This is a genomic window from Paraburkholderia sp. GAS42 (assembly GCF_050436565.1).
Taxonomy (GTDB): domain Bacteria; phylum Pseudomonadota; class Gammaproteobacteria; order Burkholderiales; family Burkholderiaceae; genus Paraburkholderia.
Window position 1 is genome coordinate 141366 of record NZ_JBNDML010000017.1, and the last position, 16807, is coordinate 158172.

Annotated in this window: 10 protein-coding genes; 3 read left to right on the forward strand and 7 right to left on the reverse strand. The window is 56.4% G+C overall.

The window, feature by feature from the left end:
* Positions 1-126: 126 nt before the first annotated feature.
* Positions 127-1344, forward strand: coding sequence for a tyrosine-type recombinase/integrase (locus P3T16_RS24030; protein ID WP_429344168.1), 1218 nt, complete (start codon positions 127-129; stop codon positions 1342-1344).
* A gap of 285 nt (positions 1345-1629) precedes the next feature.
* On the opposite strand, the gene P3T16_RS24035 is transcribed toward P3T16_RS24030, so the two are convergent.
* The 3 genes from P3T16_RS24035 to P3T16_RS24045 all read right to left on the reverse strand — a co-directional run bounded on the left by P3T16_RS24035 (position 1630) and on the right by P3T16_RS24045 (position 5550).
* Entirely contained in the window at positions 1630-2079 is a 450-nt protein-coding gene (locus P3T16_RS24035; RefSeq protein WP_429344169.1) for a helix-turn-helix domain-containing protein, read from the reverse strand.
* Positions 2080-2285: 206 nt separating this feature from the next.
* Positions 2286-3275: a hypothetical protein gene (locus P3T16_RS24040; protein WP_429344170.1), complete on the reverse strand. Its 990-nt coding sequence runs from the start codon at positions 3273-3275 to the stop codon at positions 2286-2288.
* Between the two features lie 166 nt (positions 3276-3441).
* Positions 3442-5550, reverse strand: a complete 2109-nt coding sequence (locus P3T16_RS24045; RefSeq protein WP_429344171.1) for an AAA family ATPase — start codon at positions 5548-5550, stop codon at positions 3442-3444.
* A 114-nt stretch (positions 5551-5664) separates the two neighbouring features.
* On the opposite strand from P3T16_RS24045, the gene P3T16_RS24050 reads away from it, so the two are divergent.
* Entirely contained in the window at positions 5665-8802 is a 3138-nt protein-coding gene (locus tag P3T16_RS24050; protein WP_429344172.1) for a hypothetical protein, read from the forward strand.
* Positions 8803-9127: 325 nt separating this feature from the next.
* Here P3T16_RS24050 and P3T16_RS24055 read toward each other — a convergent pair whose 3' ends face one another.
* Positions 9128-9664: a TetR/AcrR family transcriptional regulator gene (locus P3T16_RS24055; protein WP_429344173.1), complete on the reverse strand. Its 537-nt coding sequence runs from the start codon at positions 9662-9664 to the stop codon at positions 9128-9130.
* A gap of 171 nt (positions 9665-9835) precedes the next feature.
* Positions 9836-10981 (reverse strand): alkene reductase, encoded by a 1146-nt coding sequence (locus tag P3T16_RS24060; RefSeq protein ID WP_429344174.1) that lies wholly within the window; start codon positions 10979-10981, stop codon positions 9836-9838.
* Between the two features lie 265 nt (positions 10982-11246).
* Between P3T16_RS24060 and P3T16_RS24065 the strand changes: the two genes are divergently transcribed.
* On the forward strand, positions 11247-11831 hold the full coding sequence (locus P3T16_RS24065) for an alpha-ketoglutarate-dependent dioxygenase AlkB family protein (RefSeq protein WP_429344175.1): 585 nt from the start codon (positions 11247-11249) through the stop codon (positions 11829-11831).
* A gap of 200 nt (positions 11832-12031) precedes the next feature.
* Here P3T16_RS24065 and P3T16_RS24070 read toward each other — a convergent pair whose 3' ends face one another.
* Positions 12032-12304, reverse strand: a complete 273-nt coding sequence (locus P3T16_RS24070) for a hypothetical protein (RefSeq protein ID WP_429344176.1) — start codon at positions 12302-12304, stop codon at positions 12032-12034.
* Between the two features lie 202 nt (positions 12305-12506).
* Complete coding sequence (locus P3T16_RS24075) at positions 12507-16310, reverse strand: hypothetical protein (protein WP_429344177.1); 3804 nt, start codon at positions 16308-16310, stop codon at positions 12507-12509.
* Positions 16311-16807 lie beyond the last annotated feature (497 nt).

The following is a 16807-nucleotide window of genomic DNA, read 5'->3' on the forward strand; positions in this document are numbered from 1 at the left end:
AATACAACGTATGACGACTAATTTGCTACATTCAGTACTCCATACACGACATTAGTACTATAATGTCGTGTATGATGTATTCGGTCTTTTCGCGATAAATTCTGGTTTTTAGGGAGCTCTAAAGCAGTGTCTGACGCTCAACTCATCACCGTGCAGCCTGTGGAATCGCTCGTGGTTCCGGAAATCCTTGACGGCCGTGATGGCACGAACCGTGGCGCGGTCGGCGGCTCGCAACTGTCGGCGACGAATGACCTGGACGCCGTGCGTGCTTGGCTTTCGAACTACGCGGACACCAAGACGACGTTCGACAATTACCGCAAGGAAGCCGAGCGCCTGTTGCTATGGGCTGTTGTTCAGCTTGGTAAGCCGTTGTCGTCGTTGACGCACGAGGATCTGCTGATGTTCAAGGTGTTCCTCGTCGACCCACAGCCGGAGAGTCGGTGGGTGTCGACGACCGGTGGCAAATATCCGCGCGGCGACGAACGCTGGCGCCCATTCAACGGTCCGTTGTCGCCGGCCAGCCAACGCCAGGCTCTGATCATCCTGAACGCGATGTTCACTTGGCTCGTCAACGCAGGCTATCTGCGTGGCAATCCGATGGCGTTATTGCGGCAACGGGCAAAACGCTCCGCACCGCGAGTCACGCGATATCTGTCCATTTCACTCTGGGACGAGGTGAAGCTCTTCGTCGAGCAGCTTCCGGTGGAAACCGAAACGCAGCGGGCTTACCATGCGCGTTGCCGCTGGCTGACGACCCTGTTTTACCTCCAGGGCATGCGAATCTCTGAAGTGGCCGGCGGCCAGATGGGCAGCTTTTTCAGACGGCTCGGTGCCGATGGGCGGGATCAGTGGTGGCTTGAGACATTGGGTAAGGGCGACAAGGAGCGGATCGTCCCAGTGTCAGGTGAGCTTATCCAGGAGCTACGACACTATCGGACTGCTAATGGCCTCTCCGCTCTCCCCACCCGGTCTGAAGAAACACCGCTGCTCATTCCATTTAAAGGCCGCGCCCGCTGCATGTCACGGTCCGCTGTTCACGATGCCATTAAAGGGATTTTTGCCGGCGCCGCGACGTGGCTGCGCGCCAAAGGGTCCGAGTTCGCTGATCGCGCTGATGAACTTGAACGCGCGTCTGCGCACTGGTTACGTCACACAGCCGGATCACATCAGGCCGATGGCGGCGTGGACTTGCGAACTATTCGCGACAATTTGGGACACGTGTCGTTGAATACCACGAGTCTTTATCTGCACACCGAGGACGACGAACGGCATAAAGAAACCGTCAATCGTCATCGTATGAACTGGGGCGACGCGAAAGACTCGCCCGATGGTTCGCGAGAATAGAGATGATAAAAACCGACCCTCTCTCAATCGATGGAGATGCCCGCCATTCGCCATTTTAGTCTTGAATGGCGGGCGCCTTCATCATCGAAAGTGGGCCGCCGGGGCTTATTGCAGTCGTGCGCGATTCGCGCGACCTTCTTCGGTTGGGCAAGTCGGCGAACGGCCAGTGATGGTTTCTGGGCCGACTGCCAACCACCGGCACGACAAAAGACGCTCCATCTTGAGGCAAATGCGCTGAATGTTACCGGCTGCGCCTGTCTGGATTGAGCCGATGGTGAGTTTTAATCAGATCTCCAGCCACTCGTCCTGCGCACGTGACCAGAATTCCTGTTGCACTGGCGCGGCGATCTCGCCATCGGGCGCATTCCGCACCAGGTATTCGCCTACCCGATGCGCACGGCCACTTTCAGTACGTTCTATCCGCCAGCCAGTTCGAATCGCGAAGCCTTGTCGAACCAGATCCCGCTTTCTCGCTGGCGGATGGTAGATATCAAGATACCGGCTCGCCTCAAAGGTTGTGACACTGCCCAGGCGCCCTATCGCTTCCAATAGTCTTAGACATTGTGAGCGCGAATCCACGCTGCTATTCCTAGCACGAATGGATTCAAGGATCGCCTTGCGATCAGAACTGGCGGTCGTGCAGGAAAAACTATGGACATCTCGAGTGCAGTTTTCGTCGTCGGTGACGCGTTCGACCGACTTGTCAGCGACTTTTGCTGCAGCGATCTCTTCCAAGAGTCGGTGCCGGCTTCGTCGATATTCTCCTCCGGACCGGCTCTCTTCTAGCCGGTGAAATCGGGACGTACGGGTCTGATATATAAATCTGGTCATGTCTGCTGCTCCTGAACAGCCACGGTACGTTCCGTAGCACAGACCAGATTTTTTCAGCAGGAGCGTTCTAGAGCACCGCAACTGCGTGACTTGGTGCCGCAATTGCGGTATCAGCCAGCGTCGACGCTCCGGTTTGCCGCCGCAAATTTGCTTTCCAACGTCCGTTTCGAGATGCCGGGCGTTGCTGGGAAGTGAGCGAGCAACCCCTCAATCACCGCATCCTGGCTCGCAAAAGCGGAATATTTCTTCCCGCTGCCCGGCGACTCTCCTAGCAAGAGATGCAAGAGTCCGCCGATGATATTCAGATAGGTGCTCTCCTCCCTGCGTCCAAGGTTCGCAGCTGGTTCCCCTTGCAAAGACTGCTCAAACTCGCGCAGCGCAGCGGTTCGAACCACCAGGACGGCGTCGGCGGGCAATGCTCCGGCCGGATAGTAGTTATCGGGGTCGAGCCAGGACTTTCGCTTCGAGAGGAACTCTTTCCTGTCTTCCTTATGCTGCGCCAATAATCTTTCAGCATCGTCCTTGCTTATCTGGTCGATAGCGATCCGGAGCTCGAGCTTCTTCTTCGCAGCGGTCGACCCGCGTTGAAATTCGTTATCGTCAAAGCTTTCCGTCAGTTGCCAGACCTCGGCAGCGTTCCGTTGCACAAAAGCTCCATCAAGGCCTGAGAGCGTAATCTCCGGACCGCCCGTGAGAAGCTGATACCTGTGCTCTACGTCTAGGCGTTCGTTCCCGACGAGGAGCAGATCCCAAACTCCTTCGATGCTCTGCACGCTGGGCTCCAGGGTGAGATACCTCCTGTCATCGAGATTTAAGCTTTTCATGTATCGGACGGGCTTCCCAACGGCATGTCCTGGAATTCCGGGCAGCATTTCGGTTATGCCACCCGGAAATTCACCCCACTCGACGTCCTCAAGACTTACGACCTTTCCGCGCCTCGCTGTCGCGTGGTTCACAAAGTTAGCCGACAGAACGAGATGACCATCGAGTGCCAGTCGCAATATGTCCGCAGCCGTCACATCTTCAGAGACGACCGAACTCAGGTGACCCGCAGCTTCGTCCAGAGTCACCCATTCTCTCAGTTTGAAAAGCTTGCTCATTTTTCCCTTCGATTGTCTGGTGTTGTACCCAATCCATGAGAGAGCGCGTAAATGCAGAAGACTATTTTTGGGATGCGCAAAATCTAGCCATTCACGATTGATGCGTGGTGACTGCGGTCTCCACAATTCATGGCAAAGGCCAAAGTCATATCGAGGCCACTATAGCTCAGATGTCGCGGAAGATTTCACTAAACACCTCTTCGAGTTCTGTCCTCCCATCGTCCGCGAACGGATCACTGAGGGCGCGCGCCTGTTCTGCATTCTGAACGAGTCTCGCTGCCGCCAGCGCCCGCTCGGGTTTCTGACCAGACGCTGGAACAGCTTCCGGATAGTAGTCTTCGATGGCTCCTTTCGAGAGTACACAGATGCCTGTTTGGCGCAGCGCGGTCAACACCGGTGCCAGGGCGCTGCGAGCGACTCTATCTTCGCGACACGCGCGCACACGCGCGATAGCGTCCTCCCACGTGAACAGCCCCTCTAGCCTCTCCAGGATACCGTCGGTTATCTGCCCGTCCGCTTGAACCTGTCTCAATGCCGCTTTCGCTTCATCGTACCTGGCTCGCCAGGAATCCTGGTGAACCTTGTTCTTTATCTGTCGACGATTTGGCTCCGCCTTGATGTTCAGATCAGCAATCCTGGCGTCAATTGCCGCTATCGCTGTTGTTCGGGCATCACGTGCATTCGCATCACCGCCGAGATGCTGATACCCCTCGAACAATGCGTCCAAATCTGCGATTATTTTCACATCGATGCCAAACGCTGAGAAGAAGCTTCTGAACTTCTCGAAATTCCCCTTCCCGGAAACCCTCACTATCGCGATATTGCGCTCCTCGAAGTCCCATTCTTCAGAAAGCAGCTTCGCAATGTGCCGGCAGTAGGCATCATCCGACTCTCCTTCGAGAAGTACCACTCTGCGACTGAAGAATGCGGCGTCAGCATTTTCGAACTTTGCGAGTTGAAAAGTCTGCGCTCTTTCCAGGTCTAGCTCGAAGTTCACGGGGAAAAGCTCTCCAACCGGCTTAGCTTCAGTTTCGCGCTTTGCTACACGCACGAACGACGCGGTTACTCCGGGGGCAAAAAACAACGGTGAATGTGTCGTCACTACGACCTGATGCTCCACGGAGACGGTTGCGAGCGTGTTAAACAAAGTCTTCTGCGACTTTGGATGCAGGTACAGCTCCGGCTCTTCGAACAGGAACATCAGTGGTCGATGATTCGCGACTCCGCCGGCCTCACGTTCGCGGCGCAGGGCGAGTTGGCGAACGTAGGCCTGCAACAGTGCAAACGTCAGCGACCGCTTTATACCGTCGCCCTTGTTGTCGATGAGATCGCGAGTGCCGTCGTCGACGTAAATTTGTGCGGAGCTGAGGATGGCACGTAGCTCGGGAGGAGGAATCCGCAGTTCCACCCGGGCTCTAGGGAAATTCTGGTTCAGTAGCCGCTGAACCAGCGTCTCGAGTTCTTGCACACAGCGATGGCGAGCGTCGACCCCGTTGTCGCCCTCCACTGCCCGGTTAAAGATAGTGTCCAGTTGCGTCAGTGCGGCGCTGATTACGGCTAGGTCTGGCTCCATATCTTCGAGGAGCAGCCCCAACAATCGACCAAATGAAGTCGACTGCGACGTCTTCATATCGTCATTAAAGTTCTTGACCGCCGGAATGTAGATGGACTCCGGAAGCATCGGTGTAATGGAGCTCACGATTCCCGACGGTAGAGGAGATTCTCCAGCCTCGAACTGGTCTTCGGGCAAACGAGCCACATGCGCGGCAAGCAGGGTCTTGGCACCAGTAATGTTTCGCGCGACGTCCGCATCGAATATTACGTCCGCGTAGGTATCGTGGAAGATCTCCTGGATTTGTGGCGCTCTCGCCCCTGCAAATCGCTCGGCTATGAACGCGGATCGAAGCCGCTCCTCTCGCGGGACACGAGTGGGGACAATAACCTCAACCTTTTCGCCAGGCCTGTACCTGACCACGAGCGAGAGGTTCCCGTTTTGTACGATTGCGTCAATTTTTGCACGATGCTCGTCTGCAAGACGGTCAAGGTCGTGAGCATTGATTTCGCTAAATCGAAGTTCGAACTCGACTGGTTGCGTATCGTCATAAAACAGGCTTGGCGAAAGCTGCGGCGGACGATTGAGGCCGAACGCTATCGCCTGCAACACGGAGGATTTCCCCGCGTTGTTTTCCCCGACCAGGCAGGCGAAGTGCGATGGCTGGAATCGCGCCCGATGCAGGCCTTTAAAATTTGATATTCCAATCTCTTCGAGCAGCATGTCACTCCCGTTCTCTCAGGTTATTTGCCTTCTTGTCTTCGATAAAAGACAATCTGTAGGTGCCTATGCAGATTGTCGTGTCCCGTCTTCAGGTTGCTCTAATACCCGAAATACTTGATCGCGAATATCTGCGTTCTGCAAAGCAACTCAAAAAATTGGAAATACTATCCGAACGCGGTGAGCATTACCGATGGAATCTCAGCCAAGTTGTGTCCGGACATGGTCGATATGGACTGTACCGTGACTTTGCCGCGAGGACCATTTCAGCGCATGCTCGGAAGTCCATCCACAGACGGCATATTGACCCGTTGGCTTGACCCAATCGCCGCTACATCGCTCGCTCCGGACATCCTTTCTGCAGCGATATCGATACTTGTCGCCAAGGGACGTGCAAACGCAAGTTACACCGCGTCGGCTCTTTTAAAAGCGCTGCTGCAAAGCCAAAACGCTAAAGACGAACACAGAGAGGAGGTAAAGCTTCTCGCTCCGCCGTTGACCCATGCCCTCCTGCATGTCGCCGAAGCGTCAGGACGTGGTCCGCAAGCCTCCGCGAGAAAATGGGCAATAGCGGCTTTGAGGACGATATCGACGGACACTGAGGCCTGGAAAGTCATCATCGGCCGTCTCGTGCTATGGGTCGCACATGCCACCTGCCCCTCGGACGCGGAGAGAGCTCGCACTGACGGCAGCTCGCGATACATGTCCGATCGCTTGATGACCGTCCTTGGAACTGATCAGCCAGGTGTTTACACCATCCTTGGGGTACCTTTTCGCCTTCATAGCCAATCGTCCGATGATCTGGCGGACGCTGTTCCATCTTTGCTGCAAGGCAAGCCTTTATTGTCGACCGCAAAAGTGTTAGCAGCTGCGAGCGTTGCCGCTGGCGTGGGATCCTTCAACTCCACGGCATGGACGGGATTCAGATGGATTGTCATGCTCAATCAGGTTGACCGGAACGAGACCATCAATCTTCTTGTCGCAATGGCAGAAGCAGTCATTCACATAACTCCGGAACCGGAGGTGAACCCAGAATTTCCAAAACGTGTGTCCGCGCTCCTGCTATGGCTCTGTGGATCCGAAGCAGAGGAGTCGCGCGCCTGTGGAGTCCGTACATCGCTAGACCCGGCTATTGACTACGAGCAGGACTACCTTGCGTGTCCGTCGCGGAGTCTAATCACTCTCGAATACCGCCACGTGACAGAAACACTCGCCGATTCAGGCATTTCGCTTGTCACCCGTCTCCAACGCTCCCGTCGATACTGGCCAGCGCCTGCCGTAAAGCCCCCTGCGCACTTCCTTGAAGAGCTTTGCAAATTCGCGGAAGATTTCGATGTAAGGCGGCTAGACACGGCGATGGCCTGGCGTCCAGAAGATCACTTCTTCCAGGAAATCGCGGGAGGCCTGGCTAGATTTGCCCCTCAAAAGCTGGCAGACGTGACACGTCGCAGGTTGCATTCGCTCGCTGACAGACCAATCGACGCTCGGCACTGGGTTGGCCTGCGAGCGCCGAAGCATGTCATGCTTGCTGATGAAAAGGCAGCGACTGCTGCGCGCGGGTTACGCCTGAATAAGCCGGAGCTTCCCAACGAGCATGAGAACTACCTGCAGACGCAGTTGCTGTATGTCGAATTGCCGACACTCGATGCGCCAGGCCAACTTGATGCTCTTGTTGAAGCAGATAATGCGATCATCACACGAGAACTCCTGTGGATTATCAAACCCATGAAGTCGGCTGAGATCGGCGAGTACATCCAGCGTTGGTCGCCCAATAATCGCCGGGCTATGCATGTCCTGTTCAACTACCTGGCCACGTACCATACACCACTTTCTCCGGACGACTTGCAATCTGTCACGGCCTTTGCGAGCGGAACCGACGAGCAGAATCTAAGGGTACTGGCATTCGTCGCGCTGTCGAAGTCAAACCCACTCGAATTCGGGAGATATCTGAAGGGTTCAGGATGGAAATTCATCGCCGGTCAGTCACCGCTAGAACAAGATCACGGCAGCATAGCGGTGTTAGCTGCGTCAGCCTCGGAATCTCTTGAAACAATGAGAGCCACGGTGGCACCGTGGTCGTTGCTTACGGAAGCCGTCAATCGAGGGGGGAGCCAATCCGATGTCAAATTGGGGGCTCAAGCCGTCGATGCAGCCGTCATGGCTCAGGATCTCGGTCTCAACCATCCGGACGCAGATATTCTGATAGATACGACCCGTAACGGGTTAATTTCGATCAGTTTGCAAGCAGCGGCAGATCAAGACGATGACATTCGGGCGTTTCTGAACTTCGATGCGCAGGAAATACGGCGAAGAGCCATTCGACAGAATGCTGTTGATCAGATTGAACAGGCGCGTGCAGCAGGCGCGGTTTTGAAGACACTTGGATTCCGGAAGACTGAAGCGCGAGCGCTCGTACAAAGTGCTCGGGCGGAGGTTGATAAATGGTTGGACGGTCTTTCAGAGAACTCCGATGCTTTCTCAAACCGGGTGAACTCGGCAGGAGGCTTATTTTTGGCTATCTGTGAATCACTGATGGAAATTAACCCGTCTCGAGGCGTTCAGCTATGGCACGCCTTGACTCGCCTGTTGCGTGTTCAATTCAGGGGAATCGCCAGCATCAATGATCTGATGCACATGCCCTTCCGCGTAAAGGATAGTGAACCGGTTGAAGAGCTGAGAAGAGAGCTCTACGGGGTGAGGCGCAACCCAACAAACAGCGACTATCTCGAACTTGTAATCACCGCGATTGCCAACAGCGGCCGCGACTGGCTGATCTCACGCATCATGGAAGATGAAAACTCCAACGATGATTGGCGGCGCAAGCGTGCTGTCATGCTTCGCGGCATGACCGACGAGGTCTTGATCGATGACTTGGTCTGGTTTGAGGGCGATCACGATGCTGGTTGGATTTCGATTCGCCGCGAGGCACAACTCTGGCGAAACCGACGCGCTCAGGCTGAACACTGGTGGAACCAATTCGTGCATGCGACGACGCCTGAAGCTGCTTTCGCTGCGTGGGAAGTATTCATCCGATGCGCGGATCGCCGCTTGTGGGTGACTGTTGTCCGTGATCTCGAACAGCCGCACACAGACGATCCGCTATGGTTTTTGAAGCGCGCTCATTTTGAAGCATGTAAAGGTGATCTTGACCGTGCAATGCGGGAGCAAGAGACCAAAGCGACAGAGAGGACCGACCAGAATCTAATGTCATGGAAGTCTCCAATGCAATGGCTCGATCTCAGTATCATCGACTAATTTTGCAAGAGGCAACCGTATCGACGTCCGTGCCAGAGCGGCAAGCCAAGTTGCAACAGTGTCTGATTGACTTCCGTACCGTTCGGTCTGCACGTTTTGCACTTTCATTACGACCGGTGGTCGCGCTAGTCGACACTAAAGATCGCAACGTGTCGTGAACCAACGCAAGCTGCGCCCACGCTGGTTGGGACGACCCGGTTCCCGTATACTTCCGGGTCCTGTCGCCTCCAATCCTCGCGAATAACATCCGCCATGACGCAGAAAGCAAAAAAGCAAACGCATCGAGTTTGGGGAGACACGGTTCGCGCGGAACCTGTCATGCAGACTAGTCATAAACGGGTACACGCGCTTCACGCCGGCCGAGCAAATCTTCCGTTGCGCGGTCATATACGGTGGGGTCGCCAAGCGAATTCGCCACGACCAAGGCACCAACGATCGTAGACAAAAACTGCGTCGCCCTCTTCTCCGATAGCCGTTCCCCGACGAGCTTATCGATGGCCATCCTGAAATATCTCTTCACTTCTGTAGCGACCTCCCCTGGCAGACCAAGCGAAGCAGCCCCGAGTACGGTCGCTGGGCACATTCGGTCTTCTGAGATCAGCGTCCCTTTGAATACTTCTATCCATACCTGGACGGGGTCAGGATTGGTCTCGAGCTGCTGATCTATGACTTTCGCGACGTGATCTGTATATCGCCGAATGACGGCGGCCCCCAGTTTCTCTTTGGTGCGGAAATGATAGTGAACACTCGAACTCTTGATGCCGACGTCGGCGGCAATTTCCCGAAAACTGAATCCGTTGAACCCGCCAATCCGCATCCGCCTTTCTGCAGCGTCCATGATTGCAACAGCAACATCATTCATGGCAAATTTCCTTGAGACTTAGACTGCGCCTTCAGCTTAAAACTTTAATAGTTATCGACTATGCAATCGCTGCCCGGTAGACACTGCCGTGGATCCGCGCAGTATCTAACCGCGCGATCTGCCGGGATTGATAGCCCAGACAGATCGCCCACAGTAAAGCGACTTCACAAGTTACGCCGGCTGCTGCTCCGCTTCGCGCGATTCCGCGTACGTCGGAAAGTTGGTATAGCCGTGCCCGTCACCACCGTAGAAGGTGCTCCGATCGTAATGAGCGAGCGCAAGATCGTTCTCGATTCGATGCGGCAAATCCGGGTTCGACGTGAAGTGGCGCCCAATGGCGATAAGCTTCGCGAGACCACTGGCGACGGCGTCTTCCGCAGTTGCCGGAGTGAAACCACCTGCGGCAATGATCGGACCTTGGAAGACCTTTCCGAGCTCGCTCGCGGCGACTGCGTCTTGTTCTTCGTCGACGGTGTCGGCGCCGCTGATGCGAGGCTCGATGACGTGAAGATAGGCGATATCGAGGTCGTTCAACCGTTCTGCGACGTGACGGAATAGCGCACGGGGATCGCTATCGCCCATGCCGTTGAACGTGCTGCTCGGCGAGAGGCGAACTCCAACTCGGTCCGAGCCCCACACCGTGGAGACCGCTTCAATGATTTCGACCAGGAAGCGCACTCGGTTCTCGATCGGGCCGCCATAGACGTCAGTGCGCTTGTTGCTCCCGTTCTGCAGGAACTGTTCGATCAGATGACCTTGGCCTGCGAGAAGCTCGATGCCATCAAAGCCCGCCCGCTGGGCATTCGCAGCCGCGACACGGAACTGTTCGACGACACCAGCAACCTCGTCGGTTTCCAGTGCGCGGTGCGCGGACGGCCGCACCAGTCCGTCCGGTGTCGTCACGACGATGGTTTCGTCTTCCAGGAAGCTTTCGTTCACGGATGCCGTGACCGGCGTCACTTGGCCGATCGCCGTGCTCGTTGAGCGGCCAGCGTGGTTCAACTGAAGCAGGATCAGGCCGCCCTTCGCATGCACCGCATCCGTGATCTGCTTCCAGCGTGCGACGTGCTCCTCGCTGTAGATGCCGGGGGCCGCGTGATAAGGGCGTGCTTCCGGTGCAATTGCCGTTGCCTCGGCGATGAGCAGGCCACCCTCGGATGCGCGCTGGCTATAGTAATCGCGCATTAGATCGCTCGGATTTGCGCTCGGCCAGTGGGCGCGCAGTCGGCTCAGGGCGGGCAACACGATCCGATGCTTAAGATCGAACGCGCCAATCTTGACTGCTGTGAAAAGCGCCTTCTGTGACTTCGTAACCATCTTGAACTCTCCGTTTTGAAATGTAAGAACTATCTATCGATAGATGCGTGATTGAGACAATAGCTGTCAGGAAACCCAGCGTCAATGACGTGTATTTGGGTAACAGTTCCCCATAAATGAGGAGAATCCGATCGGTCGCCAACAGCGTGACGCGGAGCCCGTCTGGCGCTCTCACATAATCCTGAATGGAATACTGTATAAAAAAACAGGTAAAATGGACGTTCAGGCAATCTGACACCCGGACCAGACAGCGAAGGAATCCGTGATGACGTTTCAGCAAGGTCTTTTCGAAGCAGAACCACTTTCGGTCGTACAGGACGACGAAGGCGGCATCCGGTATTTGCCGGCGGCCATCAGCGTCCGCCTTGCAGACCGCTGGTTTGACTTACTTATGCGAAAGGCGCATTGGACTACCTATCGCCGCATGATGTACGACCGTGAGGTGGCAGTCCCGCGACTCATGGCCGGATACAGAGATGATGGAGAATCTGAGTTGCCCGAGCCACTTGCCGAAGCATTTGCACAGATGCGCTCTCTCGTGAGCGCACCGTTTAATAGTGTCGGTCTGAACCTTTATCGCGATGAAAGTGACAGTGTCGCTCCACACGGCGACAAGGTAGAGAAACTCGCTGTCGGCCAGCCTATCGTCGTTCTGTCGCTCGGCGCGACTCGCCGGATGTCAATTCGGCCGAGACGTGATCCCGGCCATGTCCGGCACGTTGATCTTGAGGCAGGGAGTGTTCTCGTAATGAGCTATGGGTCGCAATTGACTCACGAACACGGAATACCGAAACTGACGGCGCACTGCGGCCCCCGGATCAGCCTCGCATTTCGTTGTTTTGATTTGTGAACATCAAGCGCAGGAGCCGAGATTCAGTCCTATATTGGCTACGTCGCACACTGGATCTGCTCGAGGTGTGTATGACGATACGATCGGTGGCGCCGCGTGGTGCGCACGAATGTTCTCACGCCAAAAGGGTATGTGCGGACCTTGGGCGCTAGCAAGGCCGCCGTGTTGCAGTCGACATGTTGGAGACCTGGCAGCCGTGCTCAGTGACGTTTTTCGTAGTGGTTACCGGTGCGAGCGTTTTTGTAATGGCCGCCTTTGTGCGAGGACCCGTGGCCGCCGGCATAGTGACCTCCTCTCGCCTCAGCAATAAGCGGTGCGACGAGCAAGGCACAGACAAGCACTACAACAATTTTCTTCATGGTGGTCTCGTGTTTGATGGATGCGCCAGAAATTCCTGCGCCTGACTGGATATCGGCATACGACAAACGGTTCCCGATTAGTGAAAACCACAGGACTTCAAGCAGTCCAAGCATTGCTTATTGCCATCCCGACAGCAGGCAGAGTCTTGGCCCCAACTCGGAGGGCTACATGCCGCTGCAATTTTTCCTGCCGTGGAAGATCGCGCTGTTTGAAGCCTGCTCAACTGTCACTGGTTTTGCACTCTGGAATTCTGATCGCCTGCGGCAGCTTTGGTGAGTTCTCGCTGACGATCGGGAGCACAAGCAATTTTCTGCTCTATGTGCCGGGGGGGCCTCGCAACTCGTCGCGCTCAGCCTGATTATTGTAAGATTGCGCGAGCTTGCGTAAGTCTTGCTCTAACCGGGGGTAACCGGCCTCACCGATAGCCGTTGCTTGATCGGCATACCGTTTGGCGATTTCGAGTTCCGCGTTGCCGCCGGAAAAACCATATGTTCCACGCGAGTGGAACATTTCGGTAACCATTCCGTGTCGCATGGCTTGTGCGTCGCGTCCGTTAAGCGCGTTCGCTATGGTCCGGTCGAGCCACAGGCCATCTGCATCTGCCGGAGCGTTAGCAAGGCATCTGCCGAGCATACTCATCGCGACGTCAAGGTGTCCGCTTTCAGTGCATCGTCGCCTTACGTCGTCCAGCCATGCTGTGAATACGGCGCCCTGCATCCTCCCATCATCGCCAATTCCCGGACATTTGTTCCATTCAGCAAGAAGCTGATAGGCGTTGCTCGCGACGCGCTCTGTGAGATTCGTGTCAGCGCAATCATCCTTCTCGGGCGAGCCTTCCTTCGAGTGGAACGCAAGCCGCACGAAATGACAGAAGCATTCCGGATCGCTCGCCATCCGTCGGTGCAGGAAAATCGGCTTGTGCTGAGGGTGGCGATTCAGAAGCACAAGAAACTCCCACTCGATTTTGCATACCGCGCCTACGCCCGCATCTGCCCTGCCCTGCAATTCCTCAAGCAACGTGCCGATCTCGTGCAGGCCGATACTGACGAAATCTGCTGTAGGAGAGATAGCGGACAGAAACACCTCCGTCAGAAGCGAGGTTGATACCTCTTGTTTGATGCGCAGCGCCTTATGGAGCAATCGCATCGCTGCGAAGGGCCTGTTGTTCTCGACAAGTTTCTTTACACCGGGCAGTAGCTCATCTGGCTCGATGTCCACATTCGCTCCGACGGTAGCCCAATAGATCTCGCCGACGGCCGAATCTAGCGTATCGAGGCGCCGCCATGACTCGCTACCGAAAGGCAATGAAATCAGCAGACAGGCAGCTTGAGGCGCCGACCAGTCTTTCAGTGATAGGCGATCCACCCACGTCCACCCTTCCTTCCTGAATCTTGCCGATGAGTAGCTCGATGCACCGTCGCGAAGCGACACAGTGTCATTGACAAGGTGATCTGGCAGAATCAAGCGGTCATCGTCTGTATTTCCAATTTCGCCCCACGCAGCCCCAAGCAAACCAGGAAATTTCACTTCGGCCATGAACTCGACAAGCGCCTGATGCCCCTGACTCAGGAGTTCGCGGACGGCCGCGTGCCGCCGCTTCGCCAGCGCACGTTCGTGCTCGTGCCAGTCCCCACTGTCCTGGTAGGTGACGGGATCATTGGGATTGAACAGTCCAAGATATCGGAGGGCCGGAGACTGCGGTGCGAGCGTGGTCGAGATATCGGCAAGGCGATCGACTTGCGCGGGCCTCATCGCCCACGCCGCATCGGGAAATTGACGGTGCTTCCCGATCATCTCGCACAAGGCTTTCCAGATCCCATAGCGACCATGGTCATCCAGTGATTTGACTTGCTCGCTCCCGAGCAAAGACGCTGCGTCGTTCCACGACGGCAACGGCAGAGAGTCAATTCGCGCCGCCAGATCCGCAAGCCTGACCTCATCAGATGCTGCCGCGCCTATCGCAATCGCGATGTACCTACCAGTTTGCTCTTCGAACGGCGTCTCCCCCACTGAATCGGACCAGTCCTCGGGAATCGAAGCCCTGAAGGTCGGCTTGCGCGCACCATTTGAAAAGGTATTGGCGTTCGGGAGCAGCCCAAGAAGAAGGCTCCATCCGACCGTTGGAAACGATCGCTGAACCGCTGCCACAGCAGCCAGACGTGTCGAGAACGGTGCACATGTCTGAGGGAGCCAGGGCAGAAAAATCGTGATGAGCGAGTTTATCGGGCGATTCGTCCACTTCCCGCCCGGATCAAGCATAGCCAGTTCCGCGAGGCAGTTCACGACCTGCCCGAGATGGTCCCGCTCCCACGCCAACGTTTCAAGCGCCCATAGAAGTCCCGTCATATAGTTGCGCCCGAACGTCCCATTGTCTTCCTCATCAAATACAGCGACAAACGGGGACGGCTCCTCCCCCAAGGCACTGTCGACGCATTCAAGGAACGACGATGGGGACGCCTCGGCAAACAGGGGCAACAGACCGTTTAAACTAGCCCACCGGCTCGCCGAAGCGTTATCAAGAAGGCCGCTGATAATCTGGGATACAACCCATGCCGGGCGCCCGACAGTGCAAGATGTCAATGCGCGTGGCTGAGCACCCACCAACGCGAGCGTTTCTGCGATACCTTCACGAAGCCTCGATGAGTATGAGAACGCCTTCCCATACACCGCTGCTGCGTAACGCCGATCCTTCTCCAGTTGAAGCGCGGGATCATCTTCCGCCAGCACAGCGAGCGCGGCCGCTTTGAACGCATCCAGATGCGAGTCATAGACACGGTCCGCCAACGCTCGCCATCCGTCATGTCGTGCGACGAACTTCCAGAGCCGGTCCTGGTGCGTCAAAGGCGAACCCGGTTCCGCAGTCGCCCGCCGAAGGACCTGTACCCATTCGGCGTACGGTTTGCCTGATATTGCTTCGACAGTAGCAATGTCGTCCGCCTTCTCCTCATGCCACCCACCAATCAGCATGGCGACAGCGAGATCATCTGCGTACGGTCCCGAAGCCCATCCAGGGAGGGCCGACGTTCCCTTGAAGCAGCGTACGAGCGAACTCAAATCGCCGTTGCTTCTGCGCGCCAGCACCCGGGCGCGCTCGTCAGGAAAACCGGCCTCTCGTAGTGTGCGTTCGATTTCGTAGGTGGGCGGATTGAGCAGTTGCGCGGCAAACGGCTCTTTCACGCCGCCAGGCGGGCCGCTGAACACGACTCGATGACCAGCCCGGCGAGCTTTTTCGAGTAGCAGTGCGCCCCGCTCACTGGTGACGTCAAGTTCCGGGTCGACAACCAGAACATGTGGCTGGCGTCGAGCGACAAAGTCTGCCCACGCGTCCACTCCCGAGATTACTACGCAGGTACCTGCGATGTCTGCGCGCCGCTCGGGCTCAAGGCTTGCGATGTAAGCGGAAACGAAATCGACGACTTGCCCGGGGTGAGCGGTCTCCAATCGAAGCTGCGCAACATCCCCTCGCAGGATCTCATCAAGCCGCTCACATGCGTCCTGCCGTCCGACGAGGAATGTCGCTGGCGTCAGCACCGTGTCGCCATCGCCTGAAGCAACGAGCTTCCAATGTTCGCCCGGAAGTTCAATCTGATGCACCGCAAGATCTAGGCGTTTTGCCAGCCACAACTCGACCGCCGGCATCTCGTGTAACCATTCAACCAGTTTCGTGCCGTCGATAACTCGTACGCTGGCCCAATCGTTTCGCTGCTGGCGAGCATCGATCCAGGCAAGCTGGTTTTCGCCTCTCCAGTCGCTCGGCCAGCCCCTGCGACCGGAAAGCGGTGTGACGAAGACGAACGCGGATTCAGCACGCACGTGGGCTGGCACAGCCTGAGTGAGTTCCCGATAGTCCCTGGTCGCCTTGCCACCAGCATCCAGATTCGTGCCGATCTCCCAGTAAGAGTGCCCATCAGGCACAAACGGCTCACAGGCGAACAGAGTTTGCAATTCGCCGTCGGGTCCCGGTTGACCAATGCTGTCGCCTAGTGGAAAGCGTCGATTCGTCGGTTGCGGAGATGATGCGGCGACGAGGCGCCAGACGAGCTCAACGACGAGTCCTTGAGCTTCCACTGCGTGCCCTCGCACCCAGTCATCCAGCAGATTTTCAGTGATGAGACTCACGGGATCTCCAACGTTGAACGCGGTTCTCTTCGCAGGCGCGCACCGGGCTCGGGTTCAGGTATCGACCCATCTTCGTGGGATGGACGGCCCGTTGCACACGACGCAAGCGACGCAGACTTCCAAGCGAAGGATTGTAGGTGCACGTGTTCGCAGAAACAACTGTATCGGCACTCTCGGAATGGGCGCGCGACATCGTGGTGAGATGCTCACTCAATGTCATCAGCCAAAGCCGACGTCGGCGCCCGTAGCGGAATATGCGGGCTTCGATGTGTCATGGTCGGAGGTACAAATTTGCCCAAGGATTCAGGAAAACTGTTGTGCTCCACATGACAACACGATGGTGCGCGATTTAACATCTGTAGCCGTTGGCGCACATCGTGACGGACCCGATTTTATGCTTTTTGAATTGCTGGGCCGAGCGTTGGCAGCTGACATCCACGCGTCCTGATATAGAAATTGCTTATCCAGCGGCACCCCGGTACTCGCATCTGCAAGAG